We start from the raw sequence: 26,179 nt of genomic DNA on the forward strand, positions 1-26,179 counted from the left end.
AGGCGAGTACAGCGCTCGCTGAAAAGTCGCTCAAGGAACTGATCGGAGGCATTCGAAGTGGTGCAGAACAGAGGTGATCGTGTGCTGCAAGCCAGGATTGCGGCGCACGCATCGTGGGCAAGGACGGAGGATCGCTCCGCCAGGACGGCGAAAGCGCGTCGTGCCTTGCTAGATAAATTCGAACGCGCTGTGGACCCGGATGGTCTGCTCACCCCCGCAGAAAGGGCGTTTCGCGCAGGTCATGCGCGCAAAGCGTTCTACCTGGGGCTCAGCCGGAAGTCCGCGCAGGTGCGTCGGCGGCGCAACTGCCGTCGCAAGCACAACGGCGGTGATGCGGCATGATGCGCGCACTGCTGATCGGCTTCGGGCTTCTCGTTGTCGGTGCATCCATCCCGGGCTTGGCTGCCATCACCTTCCCGATCGTGCTGTTGATCGGGATTGCGTGGGTTGTGCTCTGGCACTTGAAGTCGTCCTACATCCGTCGGTGGTGGGGTGGTCGGCGATGAACGAGTACTTGCTCACCGGCCGCAATGACCACGTAGCCGTGCCGATGTCTGCCCCTGCCATCGGGGCGCTGGTACTCGCCGCGTTCGTGTTCGCAGCGGGAATGTATCTGGGCGTACTGCTGTTCGGTACCCGCGCGAAGCTGCCTTCGACTGTGGTGGTGTGCCCCGCGCCCGGGACTGCCCAGGTGGCGGCGTGGCCGAAGGAATGCCCGCGTGAGGCGGTGACCCCGTGAGCGCGAAGGAGATTCGACTTCAGCCGCACGAGACCCGGTTTCTGGAGTTCGCGGCGCAGGAACGTGGCATGGCGTTGTCGGTGATGGCCGAGGCGTTGGGGCGGAGCCTGCGGGGAGCGCGGGAGACGGCGTGGCGCTTGAAGCAGGCGGGGCAGATCGAGGTGACCCGGTTGGACTACGGGTCGCCGGGACCATGGCGTCGGTCGCGTTTCGATAGCCCGGAGTCCGACACCAGTGGTCCGCTCTGGATCTACGTGCTCCGGGAAATCGTCTGGAGCTATATCGATTTCGACCCTGGTCCGTGGCAGCCGCGGTCATCGACGGCCGCGCACATGACCGCAGTCACCCGGTTGCGGTTGGCGTTGACGGGCATGGATACCGATCCGGAGGCGTGGACCAGCGAGCGCCTGCTCTACCACCAGCTCAAGAACGGCGGCGCGGGCGGCGGCCACGTGCATGACGCCTGGTTCCGGGATTTCGCCGATCCGGATCAGGTTTGGGCGATCGAGGTTGAACTCTCCCGCAAACGCGGCGCGGGCCGCCTACTCGCAGCCATGAGCGGCGCGGTCGAGGTGGCCGAGCGGGAGGGCTTGGCAGGGGTTCTGTATTTCGTGCGCGGCGAAGCACTGCGGCGCGCGGTCGAAGCCACGGCACAGCGGCTGGCGCACAAGCGCGGCGTCGAGTCACTGCCGAACCTCGAAATCCATGACTTGGACGCGACTTTGGCGCGCAAGGAGGTGAACCGGCCATGAGCGACTGTGTCCCGTTGATCACTCCCGCTGACTGCGGCCCTGTGATCGCCACCATGCCCGCCACCTCGATACCGGTGACCCCGATGCCTCCGGTGACCACGATCGAACCCACCACTGCGCCGACGCCGACGTCGGAGCTGTTCGACAACCAAACCCTCCCGAACGGCTGGCACGCCCCGAACTGGCATCTGCCCGAGATCAGCGTTGCCAGCGCTTTCTCGGCGACGGGTACTGCGGTGGCCGGCATCGTGTTCGTGCTGTTGCTGATCGTGGGCATGAATCTGCTTGCTGTGCACCGGCGTTGGGATGCCCGGCAGGTCCGCAACTTCGCACTCGGGACGCTGGTGTTGCCACTGGGGGCAATGTGGACCGCGGATTCCTGGCTCGCGCCGCTGGTGTTGTGGTGGCAGGGCAGTGCCGTACTGATTCGATCCGGTCCGGGTTCGGGAGCCTTGGTCGCGATGACCGCAGGATGCCTGCCTTTCGCCTGGGGCGCGGCTGCACTGTATCGGGCGCGATTCCTTGCCCGGTTGGGTACCGAAGGGTTGGAGTCGCCCTGGAAGACGCGCCGGTTGCAGCGCCGTCAGCAGCACGGCAAAGCCGCTGCCGCCCGTCGTGCCGCCCGCTATGGCGCGCCGTTGGTGACTGGCTGGTGGAAGTCGATTGCGGTGTTGGGCACTCTGTCCGAGCGCACCGACGCCACTCAGCCGACCACGATCACCCAGCTGATTAACGGGTCCGGGTCAAAATTCGAGATCCCGATCGAGGGCCTGGGACACATGGTGGTGCTGGGCATGTCGCAGAAGGCGGGAAAGACGACCCTGCTCGTGCGGTTCGCCACCGCCCTCTATACGGCGTTCTGGCACCGGTATGTGCGCACGGGGGAGAAGCGTCCGCTGTTGATCTTCGTGGACTGCAAGGGCGGTAAGCAGGGCTTACAAACCGGCCGCCAGGTGGTGAAGATCGCCGCCCGTCTCGGGGTGCATCCGAGCCGGATCGCGTTGTGGCCCATCACCAATCGACTCGATCTGTGGTCGATGGATGCCGAGGACATGTGCGCCACGTTGGAGACCATGATCAACCCGGTCCAGGCTGCGGAGTCGGGATCGGAGCATTTCAAGCAGAACCGCATCCGGGTAACCAAGCTCGCGGTGGATGCCCCGTGCGGGCCGCCGCGGTCGAAGCAGGAGTTTCTGGACCGGCTCACCCCCAACGCTCTTCAAAAGTTGTGGGCAGGCCACGAGGCGATCGAGAACGAGATCGATGCGCTGGAGAAGAACAAGCCGCCCGCCATCGGCGACGTCTCGGGCAAATTCCGCAACATCTTCGCCGCGATCGGTGAGGGATTCGACGGCGGCCGACCCCTCGATTCCTTCGACGTCATTTGTGCGACTGTGCCCGGCACCGTCCCCGGGGAATACGCCCGCGCCCAAGTCGCGGCCTTGAACACCCTGGTGGAGCAGTTCGCCGCAGGCGATCACAACCGGCAGATCATCCTGATCGAGGACGAGGTCTCGGCGGTCGCGGACAAGACCGGCGGCATCTCCCAAATCAACATCGCCGAACGGCTTTTGGGCATGGGCGTGATCGCGATCTTCGCCGCCCAGAACCAGTACGGACTAGGTCAAACCCCCGACGAACGACGCCGTCTTTTGGAAGCCTGCCCGTCCGGTGCGCTGCTGATGAAGCAGGAAGGCGGAGGCAAGGTCTCGGAAGTGTTCGGGTCGCGCCCGGTCACCGAGAACACCCGCCGCGCCACCAAGGGCAAGGTCGGCGACGAAGGCACCCTGGGCAACCGGGAAACGTTCTTCATCGATCCGAACCGTTTGGCGGAGTTCGGAATCGGGGACGTGGTGTGGGTCCATGCATTGAAAGCCCAATGGGGTCATGTGGTTCCGGTCGAGCTGGACGAGATCGCGTCGCTACCGGTAGACCCGCACCCGGAACAGTGGGTGACCAACACCGTGCCCCGCGTTCCGCTGCGGCGGATACGGGACCTGGATTCCGGGCGGGCGCGGCGTGCTGATCTCGGTTTCGACGGGGAAAGCGGTGGGGTCGCATGACCGACTATCTGCGCCCGATGGCGGCCTACGTCGCCAGTCAGAGCGAACACCACCAGCGTAATGACCACCCCGGACACCCTGCGCCCGTTCGGGTGTCCACCCCGGACATCAAGCCGGACACGACCCACCAGGACGTAGTCAGCGGAGCGGACAGGGGGTGGACACGATGACCGCCACCGAGCAGATCCGCGGGCGCGCAGTCGCGCAGGCAGGTTTCGTATTCGGGTCACTGACCTCGATCGCGGCCAACGTCCTGCACACCTATCTACCCACTGTCCACATGCCCGAAGGACTGCTGCTCGGACTGGCGGCGCGACTCGGGGCCGCGATCTGGCCGATCGGGTTGCTGCTGAGCATCGAAGTCCTGGCCCGGGTGTCCTGGCGGCGCGGGCCCGCGTGGCGGATTGCGCGCTTCGGCGGTGCCGGCGCGGTCGCAGTGGGGTCGGCGATCATCTCCTACGGCCACGTCCGGGAAGTCCTGTTGGCCTGGGGATATGGGCATCCTGCCGCCGAATTCGGGCCGCTCACCTTGGACGGGCTCATGGTGGTGTGCGGGTTCGCGTTGCTGTCGATGACCCCGCATGGTGAGCAGGCGGCTGCGGGTCGAGTTCGGCAACTGCCGGAGCGGGCCGAGGAACGCCGCCCGTCACCGAATCACCGCTTGGCGCACGAAGTGTCACTGGCGACCCAGGTCGAACATCTAGCACCGGTCACCCTTCCGCACGCGAACACCGTGGACACCGCGTCCGGACACGACTCCGATGCGGATGTCGTCCAGGTGGACACGGCCAACGTGCCGAAGGACAGCACCGTTGAAGAGGCGGACACCGGGGCGGACATGCGCCGCGAGCGGGCACAGGAATTGCATGCCCAGGGGTGGACACATCGACAGATCGCGACCGAGCTCGGTGTCAGCAAGCGCACCGTCCAGCGCTACCTGTCCACCGGCGCGGACACCGAACCGGACGGCGGCGTCACCGGCGACATGACCGTGGACACCGATCCCGCCGCCATCACCTCCAAGGAGCCGGTCACGGACTGGCTCTCGACTCTCGGCACGACCCACCCCAGCACGAACGGAGTACACGCATGACCGGCAATCACGGGATCGATTGGGACGGTGAGCTGCAAGCGCTCATGGAGTCCTCCGGCATCGACCCGACCACCGCCCAGCGCCCACCCTGGAAAACTCGCGCACGTCACAAACTCGCCCGCGCCCGCGCCGCCGGAATCGCGATCGCGGTCATAGTGCCGGCACTTTGGCTGACCGCGTCGTCGGGGGCACCGGCCGCGGCCACGACGCCGCTGCGGATATGGCTGACGGGTTGGATCGGCTACGCGATCTGGATCAGCTTGGGCCGCCCGGACTGGACCACAACATGGCACACCACCCGCGAATTCGGCATCGGTACTGCACAAACCGTGTCCCGATTCGTCTTCGCCCGGACCCGACCACTGCGGGCGCGCTGGCGGGCACACCGTCTGGCCCGTCGCCCAGTAACCGTCACTGTCTGAATCTTCGGAAGGAACCCGAACCCCATGTCCGACAACACCGTTGACGAAACCAACCGCAGCTTCTACCAGCTGCTCCAACTGATCCTGCGCCTGTCACACGAGTACCAACAGAAGTTCCCGCGCAGCCTGAAGCTCTCACGCACGGAGTACAAGGAGTTTCAGCGGCAACTGGAAGAACGCATTCGCCTCGAAGAACACCAGCAAGCCGCCACCGTGGCCTGGTACGAGGCCCGGGTCGCCGACTACCGGCGTGAGCGCGCTGATCTCGCCGCCCGGCACGAGGCAGGCACGCTCACCGACGAAGAGCGAATGAAGGCCACCGCCTACTTGGACGGGATGCGGGCGGGCATCGAGAACACCGTCCACACGGTCAATCTGACCCCCGAACAGCGCGGGCAAGTAGTCCAAGCGCTGGACGCGGTCGAGGCTGATCCGCGGATGCGGATGCCGCACGGTGTGTTCGGGCCGATGACCCACCGCGAAAAGGCGGTGGCCCGTGGGCGGGCAGCGGAATCGGAAGCCGAAGCCATCGCCCACGACGAGCAGCGCATCGCCCGCCAGGCCGCGACCGAACAGCCGGTCCCCACTGGCGGCCTGCGCACGGTGATCCAGCTGGAACGCGCCAATGCCGTTCTGCAACAGCAAGTCCAGACCCTGACCACCGACAACGCCACCCTCACCGATCAGGTCAACAAGCTCCAAGCCCAACTCTCGGCGACAGCGCACGCATCGACCAACGGGCACGCCGTTCATGCCGACCAGCAGGCCGAGCAGGACGCGGCGGCCGAGGCCGACCTGCAAGCCGAGCCGCCCGATCCAGGATCCGCCGCGCAGATGGAAGCCGAAGCCTAATCGGCTGCATCCCAAGGGTTTTAACAACAACACAGAAATGGAGGTAACCGCTACGACAGCTGACAGTCAGTGATCCATCCGGATCACGCCTTACGAGGCTTGGACAACCTCACCGAGAACTCGATTTTCGGGAAACCCATTCTATTTCAACGAAGTTCAGGAGTAACTGACATGTCCGGAGAGACAACTCTCACCATTATCGGCAACCTCACCGACGACCCCAAGATCCGCTACTTCGGCGACACGGGGGACGCGGTGGTCAATTTCACCGTCGCTTCGACACCGCGGGTATTCGACGCCAAGACGAAGCAGTGGAAAGACGGTCCGGCGTTGTTCATGCGCTGCACCCAGTGGCGCGAAGCCGCCGAACACCTCGCCAACTCCCTCACCAAGGGCGCGCGCGTGGTGGTGGTCGGCAAGTTGCAGCAGCGCACCTACGACGACCGGGAAGGCAACAAGCGCACCGTCATGGAAATCGTTGCCGACGAAGTGGGGGTTTCGCTGAAATACGCTGTCGCCAAACCGGTCCGCCAGTCCACCCGCAAGAACGGCGGGCAGAGCGGAAACACCGGCCGGGCCGCGGGCGGAGTCGGCGACGACCCGTACGCAGGCTTCACGCCCGAGCCGGAGGAGGTGGCCTGATCATGGCATGTGTCATCAGCCGGGCCGAGAACCCCAACGGCGGCAGCGAAAAGATCACCGTCCATTGGCATGAACTGCTTACCCAAATGATGCTGGAAATCGGCAAGGGTGAGCCGTCCATCGCCATCATGTGGCAGCCCGACTCGGACACCGGGGTGCAGACCCACCTCAGTGTCGAGGAGGCCGCCGCTTTGGCCGAAGCGCTGATCACGGCGCTGGAGCGACTCGCGGAATTCACCAACGGCATTGGTTCGATACCGGACTGGCTGCCGCCGGACTTCGGCCAGACCCAGTGGCCGCAGGCAGGTGAGTTCTGATGCGCAACGAATACGGCGACCACGTCAGCGGCCAGGACGACGACGTGTGCACCAACATCCGGGTGTTCGGATCCTTCGAGGTCCGCTACTTCGGGCACATCGATCGGGTGTGCGTCGAGGTTCGCGGCAAGCAGGGATGGGCCAGGATGAGCATGCAGCTCACCCTGGAACAGGCCCAGCTGTTGCGGGACCTGGTCGATGCCGGGATCACGGACGCGGTGGCGGCGAAAGCTGTTCCCGTACAGCCGGAACCGGTGCGCATCGATCCGGGTCTGGCGTTGCTCAACGAAGTGGTGACGCCGAAGGTGGCACCGCTCCTCGGGCACGTCGGAACGTTCAACGGCCCCAGCTCGAAGGATGCGGCCGATGCGTAATCCATTCCGACGCAGCCATGTTCACTTCGATGGCGAGGTGACGCCGTTCGTGGCCAAGCACCTGCTGTTCTCGGCGTACTACGACCCGAACCTCGACATGATCGTGGTCGGTGTCCGCGCGCTGGGCTCGGCGGGAGGTCCTGAAGTCGCGTTGCCATTGTGGGACGCGGTCAACCTGCAAGACATGATCGGCGCCGCAGTCCAGGACGCCGTCACCTCCAATGACGGGACGGTCCAGTAATGGCGTTCATCAGTAGCGAAGCCCACATCCCCAACGGGGAAGGCGACTTCCTCAAAGGCGGCTACGGATCCTCGGTGTTGTACTGGCACAACATGCCGCTGGCCAAGGTCACGAACCTGCCCGCGGACGACTGCCGGGGCGACATCGAAATCCAATGGCTGATCGGCCTCTCCAAGGGCGTACGGGTATGCATGCGCGTTGACGAGGCGGATTCGCTTGCGGGTCTGCTGTGCTCGGCGATTACCACCCACGTATTCGGCAACGACAACGACGTCGCGGCCCCCGAACCCGTCAACGACGACGGCCCGGGCTCCGAGCCGAAGGAGTGCTGGTGATGAGCACGAACCCCAACACCGGCCGCCGGAATACCCAGCGGGACAAGGCCGTCGCGATCGAGATCAGCGAGCTGATCCGCGAGCGTGACGAACTCCAGGACCAGAACAGGGAACTGCTCGATCAGGTGCAGTGCCTGCAATGGGACCTGGGCGCACTCCAGCAGCAGCACGACCTGTGCCCGCCACAGGCCGCGGCAAGGAGGCGGTAATGGACCCGGACAAGGCCCTGGAACGCATCCGCGATCTCGTCTACGACGCTGATCGGCGCCGCCCGCATCTCGACGGCAATGAAGCCGCTCGGGTCCTGTATGCCCTCACCGAAGTCGTTGAGGGACTGGACCGCTGGCTGACCGACGGTGGAGTCTTTCCCCTGGAATGGCTCGGGGACCGAGTGGTGCTGGTGCTGGCATGAAGGCCGATCTCGAATGCTGCGACGAGCGCATGAGTCTGGTGCCGGCTCCGTCCAAGGACTGGCCGATCACCCAGCTCATGCACTGCTACCAATGTGGGCACTTCGAACCCTACGATCCCGAACCGGTATCGCCGGAGTCGACCGCGCCGAGCTGCCTGTGCGGCACCGGGATGGTCGATCTTCCACCGGCACAATGGGACCGCACACGGTTCAAGATCGCTCACTGCCCGGGGTGCGGCAACTACGAGACGTGGGGCATCGCCGGACTGCGCCGCGACGACGGTAACCAACCGCCGGAGCGTGCGTCATGACCCGCGATTCGACCTACCGGTTCTGCGGCTGCCAGGACTGTTTCGACATCGTCGTCGGAACCGTGCGGGCACTGACCCTGTGTAGCGACTGCGAAGAGGCAGGCTGCGAGATCGGGGACGGTGAGTGCCAACGCCTCGACGCCTACGACAACGACTGTTGTTGAAGTGGGTGTTGATCATGGCGAAAGCGAAGAAGCCAATGAGCCGCCGCACCGAATTGCGGTTGGGAAAGGAGTTCCAGGAACGGTACGACCGCGGAGACAACTGGTCCGTGATCGCCGTCGACTACGACATGTCGCAGGCGAAGGTGAAACGACTGGCCAAGATCTACCAGGTCGACTGTGACCGGAAAGCCCACCAGCATCAGCTGACCCTGTTCCGCTGAGCTGCCGGGCACAACTGAACATCAACTGAATACCGAGAAAGCGGAGTCCGTGCCTGTCACAACCAGGCACGGGCTCCGCCCCTTTTTCTATCAGGTTCGCCGGCACCGGGGACACCACCCGCACAGGAGTGTCAGCGGCATCCGAAGGTGCGGGGTGGGGCGCGCGGTTACAGCGGGCAGGCCCTGCGCCTGCCCGGTACCTGCCCGCCAAGGGGCCGCAGAGGCTCCAGATTCAAGGGGCCGCGCCGACCGAATTTCTGCACCCGACCGCACCATGATTGCGTGACGGCAACGAAATTCGGTCGCTGCGTGTCCCCTTGAATCGTTGGAGGGGCGGCCCCGCATCATCCCGAGCGCCCCGCCCCGCTACCGGTCGTTACGGGCGCTCGAACGGCCTGTTCGCACCGGAGTCTGCCGCGTCGCCGGACTGTGCGACACGCCGATCGCGACGCCAGAGCCGTTGGCGCATGAACCCAGTAACGAACGAGTACGAACGCTGACCCTCACTGGTCGAACGCCTGTTATTCGGCGACCCTGAACGTAAAGCGCGAGTAGCAGCGGTGACCCTGGAGGTCGGTGTCGGGCAGGCGTGTCTCCCGCCTGCCCGCCCCGTGACCTGCGTAAAGGCGCTTCTTGCTCAGAGGACACCAAATACACCCATCAGTGTGTATTTGGTGTCCTCTGAGCAAGAAGCAATGAAGAGAAGTGGGCGGGCAGGCGGGAGACAGGAAGTAGGAAATGAGATTTGGGTGGGTGGTTGGAGGAGTGGGTTGCGTTGGGAGATAAGCGTTGCGGTTGTGTGCTGGGTTGCCTGGGTAACGAAGGCGCGAATGTGACGGCGGGGCGAGTGGTCCGGTCAGGCGGGTGGTGACGTCTGGTGCGAATTGGCGGGTGCCCTGGGCCGAGCATGTGCATTGCCTGGCGGTCGTGCCGCCGTGGGTGGTGTGCCCCGACAGTGCGGAAATGGCCGTGATGGTCGGGACGCGCGCCGCAGGATAGCCGCGCCGCCCCTCCGCGAGACAAGGACGAATTTCCTTGCGGCGGACCGGTCTGACGGCTGCGGTGGGGTGAGCGGAAATTCGTCCTTGTCCGGGAGCCTCTACGGCGCGGCGGGCAGGTGATGCGGGCAGGCCACGGGCGGCCTGCCCCTGGCAGCGCGGCGCGCGCCCCGACCCTCCCCGAGCTGCCGGATTCCATTCCGTTGACACGTACGTGTCAAAACCGCTGGGCCGCCGGTTGATACGTACGTGTCAAGAGATCTCGAGAGGGACCGGAGATCATGACCGACTCCGACACCATTACCGGACTACTCGTCTCCGCTCTGGAAACCACCTGGGCCGCAATCCGATCCCATCACCCGGATGTTCCCGATGTGGTGCTGACCGTTGGCTCCGGATCGATGGGCAACGACCTCACTCTCGGGCACTTCGCGCCGAACCGGTGGGTGCGCGGCGAATACGAACTCCACGAGCTGTTCGTGGGAGGGGAGGGGTTACTGTGCGGCGCGGTCGATGTGTTCGGCACTCTGCTACACGAAGCTGCCCATGGCGTCGCGGTGACGCGTGGGATCAAGGACACTAGCCGTCAAGGCCGCTGGCACAACGAGCGATTTCGCTCACTCGGAACGGAACTCGGTCTCACCTTGGAACATAACGACAAAATCGGATGGTCAATCAGCACTGTTCCGGATGGCACCCGTCAGCTCTATCGAGAAGAACTGGAGGAGTTGGCCTTCGCTCTGGTTGCCTACCGCCGGCGCGAGCCAAACCGGCGCAGCGGACGCAAGTCTAGCAATAACGGGCTAAGCGCAGCGTGCAAATGCGGTCGCAGGATCCGGGTCTCGCGCAGTGCCTACGAGGCTGGTCTCATCTTGTGCGAGGTCTGTGGAAGGCCCTTCATCGGATGCTAGACAGGACTGTCGAATCCGGCGATCTTCTCATTTCGAGAGCGCGGCCAATTTTGTCGGTGGTGTATGGCATTGTCATCGTCACTGTCCACCAGGAGGATTCGGTGCTTGCCCGATGTGAAGATTGCTCCAAGCGGTTTGACTCTCGACCAACGGGTCACGGACCCTCCCGGCTTCGATGCGAGGCTTGTCGCGATCTTCGTAAGAAGGAGCTCATGCGAGCACGCGATCTGCAACGTCGTGCTGCACAGTGGGGTGTTTTTGCGGAACTTGTTCTTGTTCGAAAAGTATTTGAGAGAGATCGTTGGGTGTGTCATATTTGCGGTGATTTGATCCCCGAACATCTGAGGGTTACTCGCACTTTGGGTGGTTCAATTGACCCACTGTCACCTGTACTTGATCATGTCATTCCCTTTTCGAAGGGCGGCCCGCATATATACGAAAATTGCCGTGCGGCGCATTCAACATGTAATGCAAAGAAATACAATAACGAAGACTATGTGCCCAATATCGTGGCAGGAAGTGTAGTAGCTACTTCGAGTAGCTCTGATGTGGCTGTTGATGGTCAACTCGAGACTGAACCTGCAGAGCGGGTAGTGGATGGAAAAAAATTGGGCCGACCAAGGGTTGTGAATATCGGTTTGTGTAAGGTTGTGGGCTGCGGCGATCCTTCTCAAATTGCTGGCATGTGCCGATCTCACCGGTACCGTGATCGACACTTCGGTGACCCTTTGAAGCAGGTTTGTGGCTGTGGCTGTCGGCAACTTGTCGAGGTTGACGCAAACTCCCGGGGAATAAAGTACATCGACGGACATGGTGTGCAATCGAATGCAATTACTGGCGAAGAAAGTCTGTGGTCTAGGCTTCAGCCTCAAGCGGTTTCGGAGTATGGGGTGACAACACATGGATTCACCGATGACTGTCTTATTTGGACTGGTTCTGTTAGGCCACACGGGTATGGATAAATGTATATCAAGATTTCCGGTGTAAAGCGGAAGGGAATCTCCGTGCAACCGCACAGATTTGCCTACGAACTAGTTCATGGCGTGGGTTCCGCTAGCAACTTAACAATTGACCATCTGTGCGGTGTGCCACTGTGCTGCAATGTTAATCATTTAGAAGCGGTGTCGATCGCGGAAAATCTAAAGAGAGCGGCGTTGCGAATCCAGGAATGTCCGTTAGGTCATCCATATACCGAGGAGAACACCTTGGTGAGTCCAGAGGGGCACAGGCGCTGTCGTCAATGTTTCAACGATGGAACCCATATTCCAAGCTTTGGTCACTCGTTCGTTAACGATCCGATGAATCCAAGCTCGACACGTCGGAGATGTCTTATATGTCGTATCCTGCGAGAACGTCAAGAGCATGTGAAAAAGTTCGGCCACAAATTTGAAGGCGAATTCTTGGGTGTTGTCGAACAGGATCGCTGCCTTATTTGTGAATACATTCAGAATATGATGGCATGATCTAGATCCAAGCCTGTCAATCAGTGCTCGATATTTCAATCCCTCTATGGTCGGGCATTGTCAAACGAACTAGTCATCGGGTGTGATCCGACTATGGTGCGACCATGTTCGTTCGCATTATTCACCTTGTAGATCTGTAATAAGCTGAGGCTCCCGAAGGGCGGCGACCAGGATTCTCTGGACAATCGATCGCAGGTAGCTGTACTCATGATCCCAAAAAGTCCATCCAGTGGGCCTTCGATCATTCAGCCACTTGAGCGGCTCATCGGTGTTGCCTCCATGGGCTGCTGCGCTGCGTATTGAGTAGAGCTTGCCTATTATTTGATCAGCTGTAGCGTTTCTGGTGAATTTATCAAATCCGAGATTCTCCTCGGGCGGCATCCTGTGGTCCAATAGTTTGAGGTTGCGCCTAAGCTGGCGTGTAATGGAGTCGAGAGAGTCGTTCAAGGCGGGATTGTGACTCAGGAGGCTTTCGAGGACTGAAAAATGGGCGAGAAACTTTGTATCGGAGAGATCCCGAAGTTCATCATATTGTGCAAATAGTGTGAGTGCGCGCGCAATTCGTGGATACTTGCTTTCATCTAGTGCGCTTCGTAACTCAAATATTTCCTTCGTGCGACGGAAATCAGGGACGGATGGAACATGATTGGTGAGTATTCGACGCATGTAGTGAACGCATTCCGGTACATTCAGTGCAACGGTCTTTTTGCTAGAACTCGATGTCCATTCCACCCATCCGGCGATTCGAATGTCGCAGGGCGCTATCCGGAGGGCTTGATCGAGCTTGTGACGCTCAGTAGGAGATTCATCTCTTGACCGCACAACCGTATAGCGCCACTGATGGGGTGTAAGGTCCCAACTGAAGCCAACGGCTTGATGCTGATCGGCATCAATACTTGCCTCATAGGGCAATCCACTCCGGAAGGGTGCTCCTAGTTTGCGAAGTTCTTCGAGTTGTGGACGAAAGACCTCCACCTCGGATAACGATGCTCGATCTATTGTCCAACCTGCACCCAACTCAAACGGAAAGTCTGCTTCATTGGCGATATCGTTCAATACAACGCCGTACTGTCCACCGGCCGAAGCCAACTCGCTTGGTGAGGTCACGCTGGTCGAGTGTAGTGGGCCGATTAGCCTCATGGTGGTAGGTGTCCCGGACCAACGGCAGATGTACCTGTGAAAAATGTCTGGGCACGTTCGAGTGTTCGACCGACCGAGTTCCGTTGTGTGCTGTTGTGCCCAACTACAGGTCACCGAGGTTAAGGCCGCGGGCCTCTTCAGCTGCACGGGCAGCGGCGGTGGATTTGGTGTAGCGGTCGATCATGTCTCGTGTGCTCCATCCGGCGACGGCCATGAGGCCGCCTTCGGTTCCGCCTGCGTCAAGCCAGCGGGATGCGCCGGTATGTCTGAGGATGTGGGGATGGAAGCCTTCGATGCCTGCTAGCTCAGCTCGGTACGTGAGGGTGTCGTAGAGGGCCCAGTAGGTGAAGCCCTTGCTGCGTTCGCCGAGCCAGAGTTTGGGAGAGTCAGCCAGGCGGTGGGTGCGGCGGGCGCGGAGGTAGCGGTCGAGGGATCGGCTGGTTTGGAGGCCGAAGGGGACGATGCGGCCTTTGCCGCCTTTGCCGCGGCGGACCGTGACTAGGCCGCGGCGGATATCCAGGTCTGCTAGGTCGATGTCGGCGCATTCGCCGGCGCGCATGGCGGTTTCGAGCATCAGGCGGATGATGGCGTCGTCTCGGCGATCGCGGAAGTCCTTGCCCTGGCAGGCTTTGATCAATCCCTGGATCTGCTCGTCGGTGAGGGAGGGGACGACCTTCTCATCGAGTTTGGGCGGCTTCAGGCCGAGGAGGGGGTTGGAATCCAGCTCGTCTTCTTCGACTAGCCATACCGAAAAGCGCCGGAGCGCAAGCTGTCTCGCTCGGGCGGTCGTCGGTTCGAGGCCGGATGTGAGGAGTCCTGCTACGAAGGCGTTGACCTGGTTTCTGTCGAGCTCGGGTGGGTGGCCGTTCGCTGCGCACCAGTCGAGGTAGAGGCGGACGCCGTACAGGTAGGAGTTCACCGTGTGGTCGGATTTGCGTTCGGCTCGCAGTGCTAGCTCCCAGGAGGGCAACAGCATGGCGAGATCGATCGTATGTTCGATCGCCATTCCACTATCTTGACTGAGAGCGTTGTGCACGTCCAGAAAACAGAGATTGGGCCCCGAAGCTGCTGCTCAGGGGCCCAATCTCGGTTGACGCTTAGTCCAGGTAGTCGCGCAAGACCTGCGAGCGGCTGGGGTGGCGCAGCTTGCTCATGGTCTTGGATTCGATCTGGCGGATGCGTTCGCGGGTTACTCCGTAGACCTGGCCGATTTCGTCCAGGGTGCGGGGCTGGCCGTCGGTGAGGCCGAAGCGCAGGCGGACGACGCCGGCTTCACGCTCGGACAGGGTTTCCAGTACGGACTGGAGTTGGTCCTGCAAGAGGGTGAAGGAGACTGCGTCTACGGCTACTACCGCTTCGGAGTCTTCGATGAAGTCGCCGAGTTGGGAGTCGCCTTCGTCGCCGATGGTCTGGTCCAGGGAGATGGGTTCGCGCGCGTACTGCTGGATTTCCAGCACCTTTTCGGGCGTGATGTCCATTTCCTTGGCGAGCTCTTCGGGGGTGGGCTCGCGGCCCAGGTCCTGGAGGAGTTCGCGCTGGATGCGGCCGAGCTTGTTGATGACTTCGACCATGTGCACCGGGATGCGGATGGTGCGGGCCTGGTCGGCCATGGCGCGGGTGATGGCCTGACGGATCCACCAGGTCGCGTAGGTCGAGAACTTGTAGCCCTTGGTGTAGTCGAACTTCTCGACGGCACGGATCAGACCGAGGTTGCCTTCCTGGATGAGGTCCAGGAACGCCATGCCGCGGCCGGTGTAGCGCTTGGCGAGCGAAACCACCAGGCGGAGGTTGGCTTCCAGCAGGTGGTTCTTGGCGCGATTGCCGTCGCGCATGATCCATTGCAGGTCGCGGCGGCCCTGGACGGGCAGCTTCTCACCCTTGTCGGCGAACTCGCGCAGCTTCTCCGTGGCGTAGAGACCGGCCTCGATGCGCTTGGCGAGCTCGACCTCCTCCTCGGCGTTGAGCAGCGCGACCTTGCCGATCTGCTTGAGGTAGGCGCGGACCGAGTCGGCCGAAGCGGTGAGCTCGGCGTCCTTGCGGGCCTGGCGCAGAGCCTCGGATTCCTCTTCGTCCCAGACGAAGTCGCCGGAGGCCTTGTCCTTCTCGGTGGGCTCCTCGGCCTCTTCGGCCTCCTCGCCTTCCGGTGCGGCGACCGCCTCTTCCTCGGCGTCTTCCTCGTCGACGATCTCTTCGTCGTCGGCGAGTTCTTCCTCGTCGACCTCGAGGTCGCCCAGGTCGTCGAGTTCCAACGACTCGTCGTCGACGACTTCGTCGACTTCGCCCTCGGCGCCGGGCTCGCCGGCCTTCTTCGGGGAAGCCTTCTTGGCCGCCGTCTTCTTGGCGGTGGCCTTCGCGGCCTTCTTGGCCGGGGCCTTCTTGGCCGCGACCTTCTTCGCCGCGGCCTTCTTGGCCGGGGCCTTCTTGGCGGCAGCCTTCTTGACCGGCCGTGCTTCAGTGGTGTCTGCTGAGTCGGCGGCGTCGGCCGATTCGGCGGTCTCCTGGGTATTCGTGGCTACCACGTACGCCCTTTCGTGACGGTCTCGTGCGGCGTCACGCCAGAAGTGATCATCCGGCGGAGCGGGTTTTGTCGGGGGGCAAACCGGCTCTCGTGCCGGTGTCGTTTTTCCGGCTTACCGCCGGGCTTGTTCCATTGTAACGATCGAACCGAGCTGCCTACGGCGCGATACCGGCAGACACGGCCATGGCCGCTCCGACGATGCCCGCGGTGTTCTTCAGATCGGCGGCCACCACGGGGGTTCTGTTGGTGAGCAACGGAATCCATTCCTGGTAGTCGCGACTGATTCCGCCACCGGCCACGAACACATTCGGCCAGAACAGGTTTTCCAAGGTGACCAGCACTTTGGAGACCTCGGCGGCCCACTCCGGATAGCTCAGGCCGAGCTTGTCCTTGATCGATGCGGCGGCCCGGTGCTCGGCCTCGCGACCGTCCACCTCGATGTGCCCCAGTTCGCTGTTGGGCATCAGCACACCGTGGTACATCACCGCCGATCCGATACCGGTACCGAAGGTGAGCAGCATTACCAAACCACTGAGATCCTTTGCCGCGCCGTAGCGGTCCTCGGCGAGTCCCGCCGCGTCGGCGTCGTTGAGGACGGTCACCTCGCGGCCGCCGAGCGCGGTGGAGAACAGTGCGCGCGCGTCGGTGCCGATCCACGCCTTGTCGATATTGGCAGCGGTGCGGATCAATCCGCCGATGACGACGCTCGGCATGGTGATGCCGACCGGCCCGTCCCATCCGGCTTGCGCCACCACCTTCGCGACCGCTTCCGCCACCGCGTGCGGCGTGGACGGCTGCGGCGTCGGCACCTTGATGCGCTCTTGGACCAACTCGCCGGTAGCCAGATCGACAGCGGCGCCCTTGACGCCACTACCACCGATATCGATACCGAACGCGTGCCCTCGAGCGGACATGACGACTCCTCGTTCTCCCGTATTGCCGGTGGTGCTCCTGTGTTGTGCACGACAAGCCTAATGCGCGCTACGCCGGATCTGTGCTGCGATGGTTGTCGTGCCGGAATCCGATTTCACTTTCACCGCATCGAACACCACACCGAGCGCCGAGAAGACCGATATCGCCGAACTACGGCGCGTAGCGGTGCATCTCGCGGAAACCGCCGCCGCTCATGTGCGCGCCCGCCGGCCGGAGGTGTTCGGCGCGGAGGCCACCGAACTCGACGCCGTGCAGTCCAAGAGCACCCCGACCGATCCGGTGACCGTCGTCGACACCGAGACCGAGCAGCTGGTCCGCAAGCTGGTCGCCGAATCGCGCCCCGGCGAGCAGGTGCTGGGGGAGGAGAACGGCGGCACCCTGCTCGATGATCCCGACGCCGTGCAGTGGGTGGTCGATCCCATCGACGGCACGGTCAATTTCGTCTATGGCATCCCCGCCTACTCGGTGTCGGTGGCCGCGGTCCGCGGCGGGCGCTCGGTGGCGGGCGCGGTCGCCGATGTCGCGCACGGGGTCACCTACAGTGCCGGGCTCGGGCTGGGCGCGCATCGCAGCGAAGCGGGCCGGGAGCCGATCGCCTTGCGCTGCAACGCCGTCGAGTCGGTGAGCATGGCGCTGGTCGCCACCGGATTCGCCTACGCCACCCCGCGCCGCGCCCGGCAGGGGCAACTGGTCGCCGAATTGTTGCCGCACATTCGCGATATCCGCCGGGTCGGTTCCGCGGCATTGGATCTGTGCATGGTCGCCGAGGGGCGGGTGGACGCGCATTACGAGCACGGCCTGAACCTGTGGGATTGGGCGGCGGGGGCGCTCATCGCCGCGGAGGCGGGCGCGCGGCTGATCCTCCCGGCTCCGACCAGCCCGGGCCAGGACGGCGAGCTGGTGGTCGCCGCCGCCCCGGGCATCGCGGCGGAACTGGGCAGTCTGCTCGACCGGCTGGGCGTCACCACCCCTATCCCGATTTCCGGATAGCCGGATAGACAGATCGCCGCGCCCGGAAAGGCGCGGCGATCGTCGTAACGGTATGGGCCCGAACGGTTTTCAGGGCCTCAGCACTTGGCGTGCCGCGCCGCCTCCAGCAACTTCGGATCGATGGCCGCCGACGTGGTGCCCGGCGCCGGATTCTTCAACGCCTTCAGCACCTCCTCGGCGTCGGTGCTGGGCCGGATATCGCGGAACAGCGACCCCAGCACGAAATCCACCGTGTTGTCCTCGCGCTTGTCCTCGATGAGCTCCGCGCACGGCGCCACCAACTGCACCGCTGCCGCCGCCGGGCGACCGTTCACGCCGAACCGGATCTGACCCGTGCACTCCAGATCGCCGTTGACGTAGACCGGGTCGTTGCCGATCTGCACATCGGGCGCGCTGGCGAAGCCGAGATCGCTCAGCTCCGAAGCCACGTGCGCGGCCTGACCGCGCTGGCCGTTGGCATTGAACACCCGCACATGCGACTGCGACAGCGCCGCCGGATCCACATCCCGCAATCGCGAGGGGGAGAACCTGGACCCGAGGGTCGCGGGCGCGGCGGCGGAGGTGCTGGTGCTCGAGGCGGGGCTCGGCGAATTGCACGCCATCGCAGCGTGATCGCCCTCGGTCGTGGTGAGCGCCTTCCACCACACCAGAACGCCGATCAGCGCGACCACGCCGACCATCGCCGCCCAGGGTTCCCAGCGACGACGAAGGAACGGCCGGCCTGCCGGATCGGACGAGTTGCCTTGGGTGATCAGTGAAACCACGGCTCACACTCTACGAAAGCCGGTGCGGCACTGCGCGCAAGCCACCGGTGAGTCCGGGCCGCGCCGGTGCGTCGGACAAGATCGATACAGGTCGGCGCCCGCGGCGTGCCGGATCGTGAGTGAGCGGCGTCTCAGATCTCGGTATGGACAACCCCACCGCTATGGCCCCGTTCACGTGTGACGATTGCCCCTCAGTTTCGAATCGCCTGTGTTTTGATTGCGACTTTTGCGCTGGGGTCCGCTATTGTCTGGCGGCCCAGATCGTACAGCCCAGGTGAATCGGGGGTTCGATTTCGGGAACAACAAGGGCATGTCCTGCGTTGACCGAGCGCGATCCGGTGCGGATCAGGAAAATCCGCCCGATCGGTGAACGGTGTACGCGTGACGTACACCACGGGCGGGACGGCGTCCCCCCGACCGATTCCCCCGGGAATCGGGTCGGGAGCGCCGGTCCGGGATATACGGAGTAAGGACGAGGGGAAGACGACATGGCAACCGACTATGACGCACCGCGGCGCAGTGAAACCGACGAACCGTCGGAGGACTCGCTCGAGGAGCTGAAGGCTCGTCGCAACGAGGCCGCGTCCGCCGTCGTGGATATCGACGAATCCGATACCGCGGAGTCGTTCGAGCTTCCCGGCGCGGACCTTTCCGAGGAGGTGCTCTCGGTTCGGGTCATCCCGAAGCAGGCCGACGAGTTCACCTGCTCGAGCTGTTTCCTGGTGCACCACCGAAGCCGGCTCGCTGACGAGTCCGGCGGGCAGCTCATCTGCATGGACTGCGCGGCCTAGGCTGCACGGTCCTGAACGGGGATGACGGTCAGTCCGCGCTCGGTTCGCCGAGCGCGGCCAAGACCTTGTTCGGCTATTTGCCGAGCGCGGACAGAATCTTCTCCGGATGGCGCGTACTGACCAGCCAGTACGGCGTCGGATCATCCGGATCATCGAGCACGAGCAGCACCATCGGGCCCACCCAGGCCCGATGCTGGACATACGCGGCCGGATCGAGCTGACGGCCCAGCGCCGCACTCTTCGCACTGGCCGGAACCCCCGCGCCCCGCGACACGAACGTCGCCGGCAGATGCGCGCGATCCACCTTCAATTCCGGGGTGCCGGATGCGTCCGCCACCACCTCCACCCGATGCCGCGAGAACCACAGCAGCACCCAGACCGGGATCGGGATCAACAGCACGTACGGCAGCCACGCCCGGATTCCCGGTGCGCCCATATGGATTTCGGCCGCCAGCAGACCCGTCACCACGAGCGCTACCGGCCACCACCACAGCGGCACCCAGAGGCGCTCGGTGTAGAGGGGTGCGGCGGGCTGCTGATCAGGTTCCATGGCTACCTGTGGGGGCTGGTCGGACACGACATCAGACTAGGTCAATGAGTACGGGGTCGAACGCGTAGGCTCGGCGTACGTGACCGGTATTCCACCTATTCCCCTGCTGCGGCTCGATCCCGGCATCCCCGTACCCGCGCGTGCTCACGAGGGCGACGCGGGCGTGGACCTGTGCACCACCGAGGACGTCATCATCGAACCCGGGGAGCGGAAGCTCGTCGGCACCGGCATCGCCGTGGCGCTGCCGCTCGGCACCGTCGGATTGATCCATCCGAGATCGGGACTCGCCGCCAAGCACGGTCTTTCCGTGGTAAATACCCCGGGCACGATCGATGCCGGGTACCGCGGTGAGATCAAGGTGTGCCTGATCAATCATGATCTCCGCACACCCGTCGAACTGCGTCGCGGCGATCGCATCGCGCAGCTGGTGGTGCAGAAGGTGGAACTGGTCGATTTCACAGAGGTCGACTCGCTCGACGAAACCGCCCGGGGCGCGGGCGGTTACGGCTCCAGCGGCGGACACGCCAGCCTGGGGTCGTCGGTGGGTCAGGTGACCGGCAAGGAGGCATGACGATGGTGTTCGGACGCAAGAAGAACAAGGGTGGCGGCGGAGACGCGCCGCAGCACGACGAGGAGTACGTCGAATACGACGAGTACGAGGAGTACGACGACTTCGACGAGGTCGCCGAATCCGAGTACGACACCGACGCTTACGCCGTCCAGGCCGCCGCGTCCGGTGACCGCACCGGGCCCTACGACTACGAGGACGTCGCCGACCGGCTCGAGACCGTCGCGGATCAGCGGCTGGATCTCGGCTCGGTGATCGTGCCGGTGCCGCCGGGCGGGCAGCTCCAGGTCGAGATGACCCCCGAGGGCGCGCCGCAGGCGGTGCATCTGGCCACCCAGCACGGCCGAATCACCGTGGCCGCCTACGCCGCTCCCAAATCGCCGGGCCAATGGCGTGCGGTGGCAGCCGATCTCGCCGAGACGCTGCGCAAGGACGGCGCCCAGGTATCGGTGCAGAACGGTCCGTGGGGACGCGAACTGCACGCCGTCACCGAGGGCGCGGATCTGCGCTTCATCGGCGTCGACGGCCACCGCTGGATGGTGCGCCTGGTCGCGGCCGGGCCCTCGGGCGCGGCCGATGAGAACAGCCCGCTGGTCGCGGCCGCTCGCGCCATCATGGGCGAGACCGTGGTGCGGCGTGGCGACGAGCCACTACCCGTGCGGGAACCCCTCCCGGTGGTCCTACCCCAGGAGCTGGCCGATCAACTCGCCGCCGCACACCAGCAGCAGCTGGCCGCGCAGCAGCAGGCGATGGCGCAACAGCTCGCCGCCATGCAAGGTGGACAGCCCTTCCAGGGCCTCCCCACCGCGGAGGACAACCAGCCGCGCCGCGGCGCCGAGGGTTCGGCCATGCAGCAGCTGGGCCAGAACTAGTCACCACGCGCAAGGGGTCCATCGCGATGACCGCGATGCACCCCTTTCACGTATCTGGGCGGTGCAGCCGGATGCGACTGCTGCACACTGCCCCGTGTCGCGCACTTCGTGGCGGCTCGATATCACGCACAAGAGTGGTGTTGTCCGCAGACGCCGGTGTCGCTCGCTCAGGAAGGGCTGCCACGAGTGCGGCGGCGTTGCGCAAAGCGGGTGGCGGGTCGCCCACGGGCCCACAGCGGGAGGCGGTGTCACTGCGGGCCGGCGTCGCATACTCAGGAGACGGTGTTGCGGCTCATGGGGGTTCGCAGTAGCGGGGTGATGCCGCGTTCGCCGAGGACGGCGGGGTCCGCGCCGAGTTCGTCGAGGGTGATGCGGTGGAGTTCGGCGTGGGGGATGAGCGCGGTCCACTCTTCGGCCACGGCGATCGGGTGCACGGGATCGTCGGTCGCGCCGACGATCGCGACCGGGGTGGTGACCTGGGCGAGCAGGTCGGGTTCGGGCCAGGCGTAGGAGGCGGCTTCGTCCAGTGCGGCGGGCAGGTCCGGCCATTGGGAGCGCCAGGACCGGGTCAATGCCTCGGCCAGCCAGGCGGGACTGGAGGCGCGCATTACCTCGATCACGGTCTCGAGGCCGTCGGCGCGCAGGGCCGAGGCGGTGGCGGCGGCGCTCAGGGCGGCGGGACAGCCGGTGGTGTCGGCGCCGGTCCAGGCGGGCAGGGCCGCTACTACTCCCGCAACGGATTCCGGGTTCCGGGCCGCCCATTCGATCGCGACGGCCGCGCCGAGTGAGATTCCCGCCACCAGGACCGGTCCGGAGCGGGCGGCGGCATCGAGTGCCGTGCGATAGCTGTCGATGACGCGCCGGGGATCGGGGTCCACCGCGTGGAACGGGAGATCCAGTGCGGCACAAGCGGATCCGAAGGCTCTACCGGCGAAATGAGCATCGGAACCGGTTCCGGGCAGGGCGACGGCGACCGCCGGACGGGGAAGATCTGGCACCCGCCGAGCGTACTGGGGTGGGCGCGCGTGGCGAGGGCTGCCCGTCCCATCTACAGTGGCGATGTACGGCCACAGCCGGTCGCGTGGGAACACCCATCAGGCGTGTGGGAAGACCAACGACGTGAGACCCACGCCGTCTGCTCTACAGGAGAGCGTGCGAAATGCCATCCCAGGGTGGGAAGGACACAACCCCCTCAGGTTACTTCCGGCGACTGAGTCGCCGGCTCACCGCGGACCTGGACAGCCTGGATGCCGAGGAGCTCGCCGAGAGCGCCGAAGCGTCGGGCGCGTGCCGGGCCTCGGAGTGCCGGCGCGGTGAGGAAGTCACCATGCTGGGGAGATTGCGCAGCGTGGAGGCGTGCCCGAAGACCGGGGGCGCCGAGGTCGAAGCGGAATTCTTCGACGGGACCGACAGCGTGGCGCTGGTCTGGATCGGGCGGCGTCGCATCCCGGGTATCGAGCCCGGGCGTCGTATCCTGGTGCGCGGCCGCGTCGGACAGCGCGAGGGCGGCAAGGTCATCTACAACCCCTACTACGAACTTCGTGAGAATTCCTGAGGCATGCCGATTCCCACCAGCAGCAACGACGAGGGCCGCTGGCCCGCTGACCAGGATCAGCTGAGCGCCCCCGGCGAGCTGGCGAGTGATACGGCGTGGGCCGAGGAGGTCTCCGTCGAGGAGACCGTTCTGGTCTTCGACGAGGAACTCGGCGAATGGCAGCGGATGGCGGTCGATCCCGCGGCGGCGCAGGAGGCCGCCGACGAGGAGCGCGAAGAGGAGATCGAGCAGACCCTGCTCGAGCAGATGGGCGGATTCAGCGGCCTGATCTACTCCTCGCTGCCGGTGCTGGTGTTCGTGCCGGTGAACACGCTGCGCGGGCTCACCGCGGCGGTCTGGGCGGCGCTGGGCGTCGCGACCGCCATCCTGATCTGGCGGCTGCTGCGCAAAGGCCCGGTGCAACCGGCCATCTCCGGTTTCCTCGGGGTCGGCGTGTGCGCGCTCATCGCCTACCGCATGGGTGAGGCGAAGGGGTTCTTCCTCTTCGGCATCTACGCCAGCCTCGTTTACGCGGGCGCTTTCGTGCTCTCCCTGGTGGTGCGCTGGCCGCTGGCGGGCGTGATCTGGGGTGTGCTGAACGGCCATGGCACCGAATGGCGTTCGGATCGCCGCGCCATGCGTCTCTACGATCTGGCGACCGTGGTGTGGGCGGTGGTGTTCGGCGCCCGCTATCTGGTGCAGAACCATCTCTACGCGGCCGACAGCACCGGCCTGCTGGCGGTGGCGCGCATCGCCATGGGCTGGCCGCTGACCGGGGTGGCGCTGCTGATCACGATCTGGGCCGTGCGCAAAGCCGGTCATCTGCCCAAGTCTTCGGTCAAGTCCGAGGAATCCGCCGCACAGTAGGCGCGACCAGGGCCTTATCGCGGTAATCGCGCCTCGCGCAACACCTTCGGGGATCACGTAGGGGTAAAGGGGGGCCTCACCCCACCCCTGGGGTATCTATTTCGCCGGTCCCGTTCGTCGGACGATCTTTTCATCGGATAACGGCGAAAGGATCCGGAGTGGATACCGACGGCAAGGCAGTGGCAACGTCGCAGGACCGTGGCGAGGGGCGCGGCGCGGCGGTGGCACCGAATGCCTCGCGCCGGCAACACCAGGCGGGGCGGGGAACCAAAGGCACGACCGCGGCGACGTCGGAATCCCGGCGCGCGGCCGCGGAATTGGAGAAGTTGATCGGTCCGGCGGCCGGAGGTGACCGCGACGCTGTCTCGGAGATCCTCCGCATCGTCTACCCGCTGGTGCGGCGCTACTGCGCGGCCCGGATGAGCGGCGCCGGGCACCTGCACGTGACCGCCGACGACGTGGCCCAGGAGATCTGCCTGGCCACCGTCCAGGCTATCCCGCGCTACCGTGACCAGGGCAAGTCGTTCCTGGCCTTCGTCTACGGCATCTCGGCCAACAAGGTCGCCGACGCTTTCCGCCGCGCCCAGACGCACCCGGCCTACCCGGTGGCGGAATTCCCCGACGCGCCCGGCGTCGAGGCGGGCCCGGAAGAACGCGCCCTGGCGACCGAAACCCGTGAAGCCACCCGCGAACTCATGAAGGTGCTCGCCCCCACCCATCGCGAGGTACTGGTGATGCGCATCGTGCTCGGCTGGACCGCCGCCCAAACCGCCGAAGCCATCGGCACCAGCCCCGGCGTGGTCCGCGTCATGCAGCACCGCGCCCTCAACCGGCTCCGCGCCGAATTGCGAGCCGCGTCATAACGTTTCAGCTCAACGAGGGGCCGAGTGCGGGGGTGTGCGCTCGGCCCCTCCTCGTCCGGACTCAGGCGGGGGTGGGGACGGCGCTGCCGAAGCCGTTCACGCCGAGGGCTTTTCGGAGGTCGTCCTCGGATTCGACGGAGGCTACGAAGAGGAGTTCGTCGGCGCCTTCGAGGGGGTCGTCGCCCTGGGGGACGATTACGCGGCCGCCGCGGAGGATGGCTACCAGGGCGGCGTCGCGGGGGAGCATCAGGGTGCGAACTGCCCTGCCTGCCAAGGGGGTATCGCCGGGGAGGGTGATCTCGACGAGGTTGGCTTGGCCTTGGCGGAGGGTCATCAGGCGGACCAGGTCGCCTACCGAGACGGCTTCCTCGACGAGGGAGGCGAGCAGGCGGGGGGTGGAGACCGCTACGTCCACGCCCCAGGAGGAGTCGAAGAGCCATTCGTTGCGGGGGTCGTTGACGCGGGCCACGACGCGCTGGACGCCGAATTCGGTCTTGGCGAGCAGGCTGAAGACCAGGTTGACCTTGTCGTCACCGGTGGCGGCGATGACCACGTCGTAGGTTTCCAGTCCGGCTTCTTCGAGGGTCGCCAGCTCGCAGGCGTCGGCGTGGGTCCACACCGCGGTGGGGGCGATGGTGGGGTCGATGTGGTCGAGGCGGCGTTCGAGCAGCATCACCTGATGGCCGCCGCGCAATAGCTCCTGGGCGATGGATCGGCCGACCGCGCCGGCTCCCGCAATGGCTACCTTCATGATCAGTCCTCGCTCGCGGGCGGATTACCGGCCAGGGCGACGGCCTCGCCCACGGTGCCGGAGGTGGCTGCGATGTAGACGGTGTCGTCGGCTTGCAGCATGGTCTTGCCGCCGGGCAGCATGCCCTGGCCGAAGCGGATCAGGAACGCCACCCGCGCGCCGATGGCGCTCTCGAGCGAGTTCACGGTGCGGCCGTACCAATCCTCGTGCAGGACCAGTTCGGTGACCGCGACGGTGCCGGTGGGGTCGCGCCAGGTGGTGGTGCTCTGATCGGCCACCAGCGTGCGCAGGAACCGGTCGGTGGTCCAGGGGACTGTCGCGATGGTCGGGATGCCCAGCCGCTCGTACACGGCGGCCCGCTTGGCGTCGTAGATGCGTGCCACCACACGCTCCACGCCGAAGGTTTCGCGCGCCACCCGCGCGGAGATGATGTTGGAGTTGTCGCCGGAGGAGACCGCCGCGAAGGCCCCTGCCTTCTCGATTCCCGCACGAGTCAGCACATCCCGGTCGAATCCGACACCGGTGATGCACAGGCCCGGGAAATCCCGCCCCAGCCGCAGGAAGGCGCTCGAATTCTGATCGATCACCGCGACCTCGTGGCCGATCCGGACCAGGGCGCGCGCGAGTGAGGATCCCACTCGTCCACACCCCATGATCACTACGTACACCGTGCGAACCCCATTCCCGAAAACCGTGGTGTGCGGTCTGGTTGCTCTTGTCCGGGTGGC

The 26,179-nt window shown here is 64.7% G+C and carries 37 protein-coding genes; 28 read left to right on the forward strand and 9 right to left on the reverse strand.

Features of this window, described 5'->3' with window-relative positions:
• Window positions 1-338 precede the first annotated feature (338 nt).
• The 21 genes from NI1_RS37700 (at window position 339) to NI1_RS40060 (ending at window position 12,310) form a co-directional block, all read left to right on the forward strand.
• A complete protein-coding gene (locus tag NI1_RS37700; protein WP_157534894.1) occupies window positions 339-506 on the forward strand; it encodes a hypothetical protein in 168 nt (55 codons plus the stop codon).
• Complete coding sequence (locus tag NI1_RS01915) at window positions 503-739, forward strand: hypothetical protein (RefSeq protein WP_067813432.1); 237 nt, start codon at window positions 503-505, stop codon at window positions 737-739. The genes NI1_RS37700 and NI1_RS01915 overlap by 4 nt, the downstream gene beginning before the upstream one ends.
• Window positions 736-1,491: a hypothetical protein gene (locus NI1_RS01920; RefSeq protein ID WP_067813434.1), complete on the forward strand. Its 756-nt coding sequence runs from the start codon at window positions 736-738 to the stop codon at window positions 1,489-1,491. The genes NI1_RS01915 and NI1_RS01920 overlap by 4 nt, the downstream gene beginning before the upstream one ends.
• A 92-nt stretch (window positions 1,492-1,583) precedes the next feature.
• A complete protein-coding gene (locus tag NI1_RS01925; protein WP_157534895.1) occupies window positions 1,584-3,554 on the forward strand; it encodes a hypothetical protein in 1,971 nt (656 codons plus the stop codon).
• Window positions 3,555-3,720: 166 nt separating this feature from the next.
• Window positions 3,721-4,647, forward strand: coding sequence for a helix-turn-helix transcriptional regulator (locus tag NI1_RS01930; RefSeq protein ID WP_067813438.1), 927 nt, complete (start codon window positions 3,721-3,723; stop codon window positions 4,645-4,647).
• Window positions 4,644-5,069: a hypothetical protein gene (locus tag NI1_RS01935; protein WP_067813440.1), complete on the forward strand. Its 426-nt coding sequence runs from the start codon at window positions 4,644-4,646 to the stop codon at window positions 5,067-5,069. The genes NI1_RS01930 and NI1_RS01935 overlap by 4 nt, the downstream gene beginning before the upstream one ends.
• A 24-nt stretch (window positions 5,070-5,093) precedes the next feature.
• A complete protein-coding gene (locus NI1_RS01940) occupies window positions 5,094-5,921 on the forward strand; it encodes a hypothetical protein (protein ID WP_067813442.1) in 828 nt (275 codons plus the stop codon).
• 171 nt (window positions 5,922-6,092) lie between these two features.
• Window positions 6,093-6,563, forward strand: coding sequence for a single-stranded DNA-binding protein (gene ssb, locus NI1_RS01945; RefSeq protein WP_067813444.1), 471 nt, complete (start codon window positions 6,093-6,095; stop codon window positions 6,561-6,563).
• Window positions 6,564-6,565: 2 nt separating this feature from the next.
• On the forward strand, window positions 6,566-6,880 hold the full coding sequence (locus tag NI1_RS01950; RefSeq protein WP_067813446.1) for a hypothetical protein: 315 nt from the start codon (window positions 6,566-6,568) through the stop codon (window positions 6,878-6,880).
• Window positions 6,880-7,254, forward strand: coding sequence for a hypothetical protein (locus NI1_RS01955; protein WP_067813448.1), 375 nt, complete (start codon window positions 6,880-6,882; stop codon window positions 7,252-7,254). The genes NI1_RS01950 and NI1_RS01955 overlap by 1 nt, the downstream gene beginning before the upstream one ends.
• Window positions 7,247-7,495 (forward strand): hypothetical protein, encoded by a 249-nt coding sequence (locus NI1_RS01960; RefSeq protein ID WP_157534896.1) that lies wholly within the window; start codon window positions 7,247-7,249, stop codon window positions 7,493-7,495. Before NI1_RS01955 ends, NI1_RS01960 begins: the two co-directional genes overlap by 8 nt.
• Window positions 7,495-7,830 (forward strand): hypothetical protein, encoded by a 336-nt coding sequence (locus NI1_RS01965; RefSeq protein WP_067813453.1) that lies wholly within the window; start codon window positions 7,495-7,497, stop codon window positions 7,828-7,830. The genes NI1_RS01960 and NI1_RS01965 overlap by 1 nt, the downstream gene beginning before the upstream one ends.
• Window positions 7,830-8,039, forward strand: coding sequence for a hypothetical protein (locus NI1_RS01970; protein ID WP_157534897.1), 210 nt, complete (start codon window positions 7,830-7,832; stop codon window positions 8,037-8,039). The genes NI1_RS01965 and NI1_RS01970 overlap by 1 nt, the downstream gene beginning before the upstream one ends.
• Window positions 8,039-8,242 carry a hypothetical protein gene (locus tag NI1_RS01975; protein WP_067813457.1) on the forward strand — a complete coding sequence of 68 codons (204 nt, stop codon included), beginning with the start codon at window positions 8,039-8,041 and terminating at the stop codon, window positions 8,240-8,242. Before NI1_RS01970 ends, NI1_RS01975 begins: the two co-directional genes overlap by 1 nt.
• Entirely contained in the window at window positions 8,239-8,553 is a 315-nt protein-coding gene (locus tag NI1_RS01980; protein WP_067813459.1) for a hypothetical protein, read from the forward strand. Before NI1_RS01975 ends, NI1_RS01980 begins: the two co-directional genes overlap by 4 nt.
• Window positions 8,550-8,717, forward strand: coding sequence for a hypothetical protein (locus tag NI1_RS37705; protein WP_157534898.1), 168 nt, complete (start codon window positions 8,550-8,552; stop codon window positions 8,715-8,717). Before NI1_RS01980 ends, NI1_RS37705 begins: the two co-directional genes overlap by 4 nt.
• A gap of 14 nt (window positions 8,718-8,731) precedes the next feature.
• Window positions 8,732-8,938, forward strand: a complete 207-nt coding sequence (locus tag NI1_RS01985; protein ID WP_157534899.1) for a hypothetical protein — start codon at window positions 8,732-8,734, stop codon at window positions 8,936-8,938.
• Window positions 8,939-9,802: 864 nt separating this feature from the next.
• Entirely contained in the window at window positions 9,803-9,937 is a 135-nt protein-coding gene (locus NI1_RS39765; RefSeq protein WP_281179477.1) for a hypothetical protein, read from the forward strand.
• 280 nt (window positions 9,938-10,217) lie between these two features.
• Window positions 10,218-10,847 carry a hypothetical protein gene (locus NI1_RS36885; protein ID WP_084522465.1) on the forward strand — a complete coding sequence of 210 codons (630 nt, stop codon included), beginning with the start codon at window positions 10,218-10,220 and terminating at the stop codon, window positions 10,845-10,847.
• Between the two features lie 212 nt (window positions 10,848-11,059).
• Entirely contained in the window at window positions 11,060-11,809 is a 750-nt protein-coding gene (locus tag NI1_RS40055; RefSeq protein WP_169815524.1) for an HNH endonuclease, read from the forward strand.
• Window positions 11,810-12,310, forward strand: coding sequence for an HNH endonuclease (locus NI1_RS40060; RefSeq protein ID WP_084522467.1), 501 nt, complete (start codon window positions 11,810-11,812; stop codon window positions 12,308-12,310). It begins immediately after the preceding gene.
• Window positions 12,311-12,427: 117 nt separating this feature from the next.
• Here NI1_RS40060 and NI1_RS37710 read toward each other — a convergent pair whose 3' ends face one another.
• The 4 genes from NI1_RS37710 to ppgK form a co-directional block, all read right to left on the reverse strand.
• Window positions 12,428-13,417, reverse strand: coding sequence for a HEPN domain-containing protein (locus NI1_RS37710; protein WP_157534900.1), 990 nt, complete (start codon window positions 13,415-13,417; stop codon window positions 12,428-12,430).
• Window positions 13,418-13,553: 136 nt separating this feature from the next.
• Window positions 13,554-14,456, reverse strand: a complete 903-nt coding sequence (locus NI1_RS01995; protein WP_067813466.1) for a tyrosine-type recombinase/integrase — start codon at window positions 14,454-14,456, stop codon at window positions 13,554-13,556.
• Window positions 14,457-14,547: 91 nt separating this feature from the next.
• Window positions 14,548-15,969, reverse strand: a complete 1,422-nt coding sequence (locus tag NI1_RS02000; RefSeq protein ID WP_067813468.1) for an RNA polymerase sigma factor — start codon at window positions 15,967-15,969, stop codon at window positions 14,548-14,550.
• Between the two features lie 154 nt (window positions 15,970-16,123).
• Window positions 16,124-16,882 carry a polyphosphate--glucose phosphotransferase gene (gene ppgK / locus NI1_RS02005; RefSeq protein ID WP_067813470.1) on the reverse strand — a complete coding sequence of 253 codons (759 nt, stop codon included), beginning with the start codon at window positions 16,880-16,882 and terminating at the stop codon, window positions 16,124-16,126.
• Between the two features lie 97 nt (window positions 16,883-16,979).
• Between ppgK and NI1_RS02010 the strand changes: the two genes are divergently transcribed.
• On the forward strand, window positions 16,980-17,891 hold the full coding sequence (locus NI1_RS02010; protein ID WP_281179478.1) for an inositol monophosphatase family protein: 912 nt from the start codon (window positions 16,980-16,982) through the stop codon (window positions 17,889-17,891).
• Between the two features lie 77 nt (window positions 17,892-17,968).
• Here the strand turns inward: NI1_RS02010 and cei are convergent, their stop codons facing one another.
• Window positions 17,969-18,655 (reverse strand): envelope integrity protein Cei, encoded by a 687-nt coding sequence (gene cei, locus NI1_RS02015; protein WP_067813474.1) that lies wholly within the window; start codon window positions 18,653-18,655, stop codon window positions 17,969-17,971.
• Between the two features lie 488 nt (window positions 18,656-19,143).
• On the opposite strand from cei, the gene NI1_RS02020 reads away from it, so the two are divergent.
• Window positions 19,144-19,446 (forward strand): DUF4193 domain-containing protein, encoded by a 303-nt coding sequence (locus tag NI1_RS02020; protein ID WP_067813476.1) that lies wholly within the window; start codon window positions 19,144-19,146, stop codon window positions 19,444-19,446.
• A 73-nt stretch (window positions 19,447-19,519) separates the two neighbouring features.
• On the opposite strand, the gene NI1_RS02025 is transcribed toward NI1_RS02020, so the two are convergent.
• Window positions 19,520-19,996, reverse strand: coding sequence for a DUF3093 domain-containing protein (locus NI1_RS02025; RefSeq protein ID WP_067813478.1), 477 nt, complete (start codon window positions 19,994-19,996; stop codon window positions 19,520-19,522).
• Between the two features lie 79 nt (window positions 19,997-20,075).
• Here NI1_RS02025 and dut point away from each other — a divergent pair, with 79 nt between their 5' ends.
• Window positions 20,076-20,567, forward strand: coding sequence for a dUTP diphosphatase (gene dut, locus NI1_RS02030; protein ID WP_067813479.1), 492 nt, complete (start codon window positions 20,076-20,078; stop codon window positions 20,565-20,567).
• A gap of 5 nt (window positions 20,568-20,572) precedes the next feature.
• Window positions 20,573-21,436, forward strand: a complete 864-nt coding sequence (locus NI1_RS02035) for a DUF3710 domain-containing protein (protein ID WP_439957230.1) — start codon at window positions 20,573-20,575, stop codon at window positions 21,434-21,436.
• A 272-nt stretch (window positions 21,437-21,708) separates the two neighbouring features.
• Here the strand turns inward: NI1_RS02035 and NI1_RS02040 are convergent, their stop codons facing one another.
• Window positions 21,709-22,434: an alpha/beta fold hydrolase gene (locus tag NI1_RS02040; RefSeq protein ID WP_067813483.1), complete on the reverse strand. Its 726-nt coding sequence runs from the start codon at window positions 22,432-22,434 to the stop codon at window positions 21,709-21,711.
• 161 nt (window positions 22,435-22,595) lie between these two features.
• Between NI1_RS02040 and NI1_RS02045 the strand changes: the two genes are divergently transcribed.
• The 3 genes from NI1_RS02045 to NI1_RS02055 all read left to right on the forward strand — a co-directional run bounded on the left by NI1_RS02045 (window position 22,596) and on the right by NI1_RS02055 (window position 24,700).
• Window positions 22,596-22,991 carry an OB-fold nucleic acid binding domain-containing protein gene (locus NI1_RS02045; protein ID WP_067813485.1) on the forward strand — a complete coding sequence of 132 codons (396 nt, stop codon included), beginning with the start codon at window positions 22,596-22,598 and terminating at the stop codon, window positions 22,989-22,991.
• A 165-nt stretch (window positions 22,992-23,156) separates the two neighbouring features.
• Window positions 23,157-23,837, forward strand: coding sequence for a DUF3159 domain-containing protein (locus NI1_RS02050; RefSeq protein WP_067815091.1), 681 nt, complete (start codon window positions 23,157-23,159; stop codon window positions 23,835-23,837).
• A 221-nt stretch (window positions 23,838-24,058) separates the two neighbouring features.
• Window positions 24,059-24,700 (forward strand): sigma-70 family RNA polymerase sigma factor, encoded by a 642-nt coding sequence (locus NI1_RS02055; protein ID WP_084522655.1) that lies wholly within the window; start codon window positions 24,059-24,061, stop codon window positions 24,698-24,700.
• A gap of 61 nt (window positions 24,701-24,761) precedes the next feature.
• Here the strand turns inward: NI1_RS02055 and NI1_RS02060 are convergent, their stop codons facing one another.
• Together NI1_RS02060 and NI1_RS02065 are read right to left on the reverse strand one after the other, a co-directional pair.
• On the reverse strand, window positions 24,762-25,451 hold the full coding sequence (locus tag NI1_RS02060; RefSeq protein WP_067813487.1) for a potassium channel family protein: 690 nt from the start codon (window positions 25,449-25,451) through the stop codon (window positions 24,762-24,764).
• 2 nt (window positions 25,452-25,453) lie between these two features.
• Window positions 25,454-26,119, reverse strand: a complete 666-nt coding sequence (locus tag NI1_RS02065; protein ID WP_067813489.1) for a potassium channel family protein — start codon at window positions 26,117-26,119, stop codon at window positions 25,454-25,456.
• Between the last annotated feature and the right edge of the window lie 60 nt (window positions 26,120-26,179).

The organism is Nocardia inohanensis NBRC 100128 (genome assembly GCF_001612945.1).
In the GTDB taxonomy this organism is placed as follows: Bacteria; Actinomycetota; Actinomycetes; order Mycobacteriales; family Mycobacteriaceae; genus Nocardia; species Nocardia inohanensis.